The 6304-nt window shown below is 69.8% G+C and carries 4 protein-coding genes; all 4 read left to right on the plus strand.

Features of this window, described 5'->3' with window-relative positions; all coding sequences use genetic code 11:
• The first annotated feature begins 1 nt into the window (after position 1).
• The 4 genes from MT347_RS05885 to MT347_RS05900 all read left to right on the plus strand — a co-directional run bounded on the left by MT347_RS05885 (position 2) and on the right by MT347_RS05900 (position 6018).
• On the plus strand, positions 2–1729 hold the full coding sequence (locus MT347_RS05885; protein WP_243499008.1) for a helicase-associated domain-containing protein: 1728 nt from the start codon (positions 2–4) through the stop codon (positions 1727–1729).
• A gap of 58 nt (positions 1730–1787) precedes the next feature.
• Positions 1788–3437, plus strand: coding sequence for a DNA repair helicase XPB (locus tag MT347_RS05890; RefSeq protein WP_243499010.1), 1650 nt, complete (start codon positions 1788–1790; stop codon positions 3435–3437).
• Between the two features lie 69 nt (positions 3438–3506).
• Positions 3507–4199 (plus strand): response regulator transcription factor, encoded by a 693-nt coding sequence (locus MT347_RS05895; protein WP_055956651.1) that lies wholly within the window; start codon positions 3507–3509, stop codon positions 4197–4199.
• Between the two features lie 136 nt (positions 4200–4335).
• Positions 4336–6018 (plus strand): cell wall metabolism sensor histidine kinase WalK, encoded by a 1683-nt coding sequence (locus MT347_RS05900; RefSeq protein WP_243499012.1) that lies wholly within the window; start codon positions 4336–4338, stop codon positions 6016–6018.
• Positions 6019–6304 lie beyond the last annotated feature (286 nt).

Genomic DNA, 6304 nt, shown 5'->3' on the forward strand with positions numbered 1-6304 from the left:
CGTGGCCGAGACCTCCGCTCAACGCGCACTGGCGGTCTCGTTGGGCGCGCGTGCCGACAACGAGCTCGCGCGGCTGTTCGCCGACCGGCACGTCTCGCCGTCGGTCACCTGGCGCGACATGTTCGACGCGGCCGAGGCACTGCTCGAACCGGCCTCGGTCGCCCGTGCCCTGCCGGCACTCACCCGTCCCGAGTCCGACGCACTGTCCGCCGCCGTCGCCGGCACCCCCGCGACGGGTGACGTGCGCGACGATCTCGTCGCCCGTGGCCTTGCGGCAGATGACGGACTGCCCTTCCCCAGCGTGGCCGAGGCTGTTCGAGAGGCTCTGCCTGACGGCATCCCGGATGCCGTGCCTCCCCCGCCCGCATCCGCCTCGGCCGAGACCGCGACGGCCTCCGAGGCCGCGTTCACGTACGCCGCGTCGGTGGCCGACATCCTGATGCAGACGCTGGACGCGCCGCTCGGGCGCATCGGATCCGGTTCCCTCGGCGCGACCGAGCGTCGTCGACTCGTCGAGGCGGGGGCCGTCTCCACCCCCGCCGACGCCGACCTGCTCGTGGGACTCGCCGCCGATGTGGGTCTGCTGGGCGCGAACGACCGTGCGTGGCTCGTCTCACCGGCCGGGCGCGAGTGGTTGCGTCTGCCCACCCTCGAACGCTGGCGGCGCACGGCGGTGGGGCTCCGCGACGCCCTCCCCCGCGCGTATCGCTCGGCCGACGGAGGGTGGATCCCCGTCCACGAATGGGCCGGGGCGACCCCCTTCGACCCCGACGGTCCGGATCGCGCGGCCCTCTGGGCGCTCCGCCTCCGACGGTGGGGGCTGCTGGACGCCGCAGGGCGCGCTGCGCCGTGGGCCGAGCCCCTCGCCCGCGGCGGTGACGTCGACACGTCGGCCCTGCGCGAGTTGCTGCCGCCCGAGGTCGACCGCGTGTACCTGCAGAACGATCTGACCGCGATCGCGCCGGGCCCGCTCGCCCCCCACCTCGACGTCCGGCTACGGGCGATGGCCGTGCGCGAATCGCGTGCGCAGGCCTCGAGCTACCGCTTCAGCGCCGCCTCGATCGGGGCCGCGATCACCGCGGGCGAGACGGCGGACTCCCTCCGCGACTTCCTCACCGGGGTCTCGTTGACGGGCCTCCCGCAACCCCTCGCCTATGTCATCGAGCGCACCTCGGCCGAACACGGGCGGGTACGGGTCATGAGCGACCCGGCCACCCGCCTCACACGCGTGGTCACCGACGACGACACCCTGCTGCGTTCGATGGAGATCGACCAGTCCCTGCGATCGATCGCGCTCTCGCGCACGGACGACGTCGAACTGGTCTCGCACGTGTCGAGCGACGTGGTGTTCTGGGCGCTGACCGACGCGCACTATCCTGCCGTCGCCGTCGACGCCGAGGGGCGTCCACGAGCGCTGGAGCGGGCGAAGCTCGCCCCCGATGCGCGCCCCGCCTCCGACCCCCTCGCCACCTACGCCGACCTGCTGCGACGACTGCGCGAGGGCGTGGGCGATTCGGATGCCGCGTGGCTCGAGCGCGAACTCGATCAGGCCGTGCGCGCCCGTGCCGTCATCGACGTGACCGTGCGCCTCCCCGACGGCTCGGCGCGCGTCTTCCGACTCGAGGCGACGGGGCTGGGCGGCGGGCGCCTACGCGGTCGCGACCGGGGAGCCGACGTGGAACGGACGCTGCCGCTGTCGCACATCGACGGCGTGACCCCCGTCGGGTGACGCGTATTCGTCGGCGTGGTCGGCCGCCCACGCCGCGACCCCGATAGAATCGAACGCTATGGCTGACGGTCCCCTCATCGTGCAGAGCGACCGCACCGTCCTCCTCGAGGTGGCACACCCCCAGGCGGAGACGGCGCGGCATGAGCTTGCGGTCTTCGCCGAGCTCGAGCGCGCGCCCGAGCACATCCACACCTACCGCATCACCCGTCTGGGCCTGTGGAACGCCCGCGCGGCCGGACACGATGCCGAGTCGATGCTCGACACCCTCGACCGCTGGTCGCGCTTTCCTGTGCCGGCGTCGGTCAGCACCGACATCCGCGAGACCGTCAATCGCTACGGCCGGCTCGTGATCGAGCGCAATGACGACAAAGACCTCGTTCTGCGCTCCACGGATGCCGCCGTGCTCAGCGAGGTCTCGCGCAACAAGCGGATCGCACCGCTGCTCGTCGGCCATCCCACCCCCGACAGCTACCTCGTCGACGCATGGGCTCGCGGGCACATCAAGCAGGAGCTGCTCAAGATCGGCTGGCCCGCCGAAGATCTCGCCGGCTACACGCCGGGCACGCCCCACCCCATCGATCTTGCCGAAGACGGCTGGAGCCTGCGGCCCTACCAGCGACAGGCCGTCGATTCGTTCTCGGAGGGCGGATCGGGCGTCGTGGTGCTCCCGTGCGGCGCGGGTAAGACGCTCGTCGGGGCGGGCGCCATGGCCGATACCCGTACGACCACGCTGATCCTCGTCACCAACACCGTCAGTGCGCGCCAGTGGCGCGACGAACTGCTGCGTCGCACGACTCTGACGGCCGATGAGATCGGCGAGTACTCGGGCCAGGTGAAAGAGATCAAGCCCGTTACCATCGCGACCTACCAGATCCTCACCGCCAAGCGGAAAGGTCAGTACGCCCACCTCGCGCTGCTCGACGCCCTCGACTGGGGCCTCGTGCTCTATGACGAGGTCCACCTGCTCCCCGCGCCCGTGTTCAAGCTGACCGCCGACCTTCAGGCGCGGCGCCGGTTGGGACTCACGGCGACGCTGGTGCGAGAGGACGGCCGTGAAGGCGACGTGTTCAGCCTCATCGGACCGAAGCGCTTCGATGCACCGTGGAAAGAGATCGAAGCGCAGGGCTACATCTCACCCGCCGCCTGCTACGAGGTGCGTATCGACCTGCCCGCGGGCGAGCGACTCGAGTACGCGGCCGCGGCCGACGAGGATCGCTACCGCCTCGCCGCGACCGCGCCCGCCAAGATCGACGTCGCGCGGCGCCTCGTCGATCGGCATCCGGGTGAGCGGGTGCTCGTCATCGGGCAGTACCTCGACCAGATAGCCGAGCTCGCCGAAGCACTCGGCGCCCCGCAGATCACCGGGGCGACGCCGATCTCCGAGCGCGAAGAACTCTTCCAGGGCTTCCGCGACGGCAGCATCCCCCTGCTGGTGGTGTCGAAGGTCGCCAACTTCTCGGTCGACCTCCCCGAGGCCTCGGTCGCCATCCAGGTGTCGGGCTCGTTCGGATCACGCCAAGAAGAGGCGCAGCGTCTCGGGCGGCTCCTCCGGCCCAAGCAGTCGAGCCACACGGCGAGCTTCTACACGCTCATCGCGCGCGACACGGTGGATCAGGATTTCGCCCAGAATCGCCAGCGCTTCCTCGCCGAACAGGGGTATTCGTACACGATCCTGGATGCCGACGGGATCGCCGCCGCGGCCGCCTGACCCATAGCAGGGCGCGCCCATCCGTTCCATATCCAGCGGATTGCTGGGTCAGGTCACGATAATGAGGGCATGACAGCACCTCGCATCCTCGTCGTCGACGACGAACCGAACATCCGAGACCTGCTCATCACGAGCCTGCGCTTCGCGGGATTCCAGGTGCGCGCCGTCGCGAACGGCGCGCAGACCATCTCGGCCGTGCTCGAGGAAGAACCCGACCTCATCGTGCTCGACGTGATGCTGCCCGACATGAACGGTTTCAGCGTCACCAAGCGTCTGCGCGGCGCCGGTTACACCGCGCCGATCCTGTTCCTCACCGCCAAAGACGAGACCGAAGACAAGATCGAGGGTCTGAACGCCGGCGGTGACGACTACGTCACCAAGCCCTTCAGCCTCGACGAGATCGTCGCGCGCATCCAGGCGATCCTCCGCCGCACCATGCAGGCGGACGAAGAGTCCATCATCCGCACGGGTGAACTGACGATGGACCAGGACACGCACGATGTGAGCGTCGGCGACGTCTCGATCGACCTGAGCCCCACCGAGTTCAAGCTCCTGCGCTACCTCATGCTCAACCCGAACCGCGTCCTGTCCAAGGCACAGATCCTCGATCACGTGTGGGAGTACGACTTCAACGGCGATGCCGGCATCGTCGAGAGTTACATCTCGTACCTGCGTCGCAAGATCGACCCGCACTCCTCCGAGCCGCTGATCCAGACCAAGCGCGGCTTCGGCTACATGCTGAAGTCGGGCAAGACCGCCTGAAAAAGGGGCATCCGCCCTGTCGCATCCTGACGATTCCCTCACGCGCTGGTGGCGCGGTCTGAGCCTTCGCACCAAGGTCACCGGCGTCACGGTCGCGCTCCTCGCGATCGGCTTGTTCACGGCGGGCATCGGCACCATGGTGTTCCTGCGTACGACCCTGGTGAACAATCTCGACGAGCAGCTCGCACAGCAGGCGGCGGGAAACATCGCGAACAGCGTGTTCACGATGGCGCCGACGGATGGCGAGATCGTGTTCTCGCCGATCGACAACGCGCCGCAGATCGGGTCCATGGTCGTCGTCTACGGCCAGGACGGGCAGCGGAAGGCGTTCTACAACGGCACGTCGTCCACGGCGCTGCCAGAGCTCCCCTCGACGTTCAGCGTCGAGCAGATGTACGCGCAGATCGACCGGCGCATCGACCTCGTCGACGGCGATTCCGGCCAGCACTTCCTCGCCCGTGTCGGGGTGCTGCAGGTCACCGGCAGCCCGGGCGTCTACACCCAGATGGTGATTCAGCCGCTCGCGCCGACGGACCGCATCGTCGCCGCCTACATCGGCATCTATGCCTTCGTCGCCCTGCTCATCCTGATCGCGACCGCTCTGTTGACCCGGTGGCTGGTGACTCTCGCCTTCCGCAACCTGCGGCAGGTCGAGACGACCGCGATGGACATCGCCGCCGGTGACTTCAGTCAGCGCCTCACCGACATCGTGCCCGACACCGAGGTGGGTCGCCTCAAGACGGCGATCAACGCGATGCTCGCACGCATCGACGGTGCCCTCGGGCAGCGGGATGCCACGGTCCGGCAGATGCGCCGGTTCATCGGCGACGCGAGCCATGAGCTGCGCACCCCCCTCGTGACGATGCGCGGCTACGCGGAGCTCTACCGAATGGGAGCGATCCGCTCCGACGAGGATGTCGCGCAGTCGATGGAACGCATCGAGAAGGAGGCGATCCGCATGGGCGCGCTCGTCGAGGACCTCCTCGCCCTCGCGCGTCTCGACGAGCGACGCGACGTCAACATCACCGCTCTCGACCTCCGCCCCATCGCTCGCGACGCGGCCCTCGACCTTCGGGTCACGTCGCCCCAGCGCGAGGTCACGGTCGACGACACCACCTCGCGCGACGAGATCGTGCTGCCCACCATCACCCTCGACCCGCTCCTGGACGCCGGCGGCAACCCCTCGTCCGCCGCGAACCGTCGCCGCGCCGCGCCGACGACGTCGGCCATGGCCATCGCGGGCGCCACGCTGTCACGTCTGCGGCGCAAAGCGAAAGATGCCGATGCTGTCTCGCCGACGCCCGGCGAAGCCCCACCGCCGCCGGCAGCGGCGGTTCCCCCGGCCGGCGTGGTGCGAACTCCCCCGAGGCTCGCGCCGATCGTGCTCGGCGACGAGAACAAGGTGCGCCAGGTGGTGGCCAACCTCCTCGGTAACGCGCGTCGCTTCACCGCCGACGGGTCCCCCATCGGACTCCGCGTAGGTGTCGACATCGACAGCGACATGGGGTGGATCGAGATCATCGACCACGGCGACGGTGTGCCCGAACAGATCCGCGACCAGATCTTCCAGCGATTCTGGCGCGCCGACACCTCTCGCACGCGCGAAACGGGCGGCTCGGGACTCGGGCTGTCGATCGTGGCGTCCATCGTGGATCTGCTGCACGGAACGGTCGATGTGGTCGACACTCCGGGGGGTGGGGCGACCTTCCGCGTGTCGCTCCCCCTCGCCGATCGCCGCGATGCTCGGGAGCACGCCCTCATCGAGACGCAGCCCCTCGAGCGCCTTCCCGAGGCCTATCGCCCCGAGCCGACCACCTGACGAGGCGGGACTGCCGCTCGCTCGGTCCCCGTCGCGACCGACTCGGTCGTCTCTCCGCCTGGGGCATCGGAGCGGAGGAGATTCGTTCGACGGAGGATCTCCCGCTGTGGATCCCTCCTCCTCTCCCGGAATCTCCTCCGCTGCCGACTGCACGTGTGGCGAGGGCGCGACGCGCACCCGACGGAGGGCGGCATGCCTGCCTCACCTGCGGGGGGGGGGGGGGGGGGGGGGGGGGGGGGGGGGGGGGGGGGGGGGGGGGGGGGGGGGGGGGGGGGGGGGGGGGGGG

The sequence above is a fragment of the Microbacterium sp. VKM Ac-2923 genome, assembly GCF_022815605.1.
Classification (GTDB): domain Bacteria; phylum Actinomycetota; class Actinomycetes; order Actinomycetales; family Microbacteriaceae; genus Microbacterium.

What these genes read in the sequence shown, in the direction of transcription:
- MT347_RS05890 (WP_243499010.1), top strand. Translation starts at nt 1,788, where the DNA reads ATGGCTGACGGTCCCCTCATCGTGCAGAGCGACCGCACCGTCCTCCTC.
- MT347_RS05895 (WP_055956651.1), top strand. Translation starts at nt 3,507, where the DNA reads ATGACAGCACCTCGCATCCTCGTCGTCGACGACGAACCGAACATCCGA.
- MT347_RS05900 (WP_243499012.1), top strand. Translation starts at nt 4,336, where the DNA reads ATGGTGTTCCTGCGTACGACCCTGGTGAACAATCTCGACGAGCAGCTC.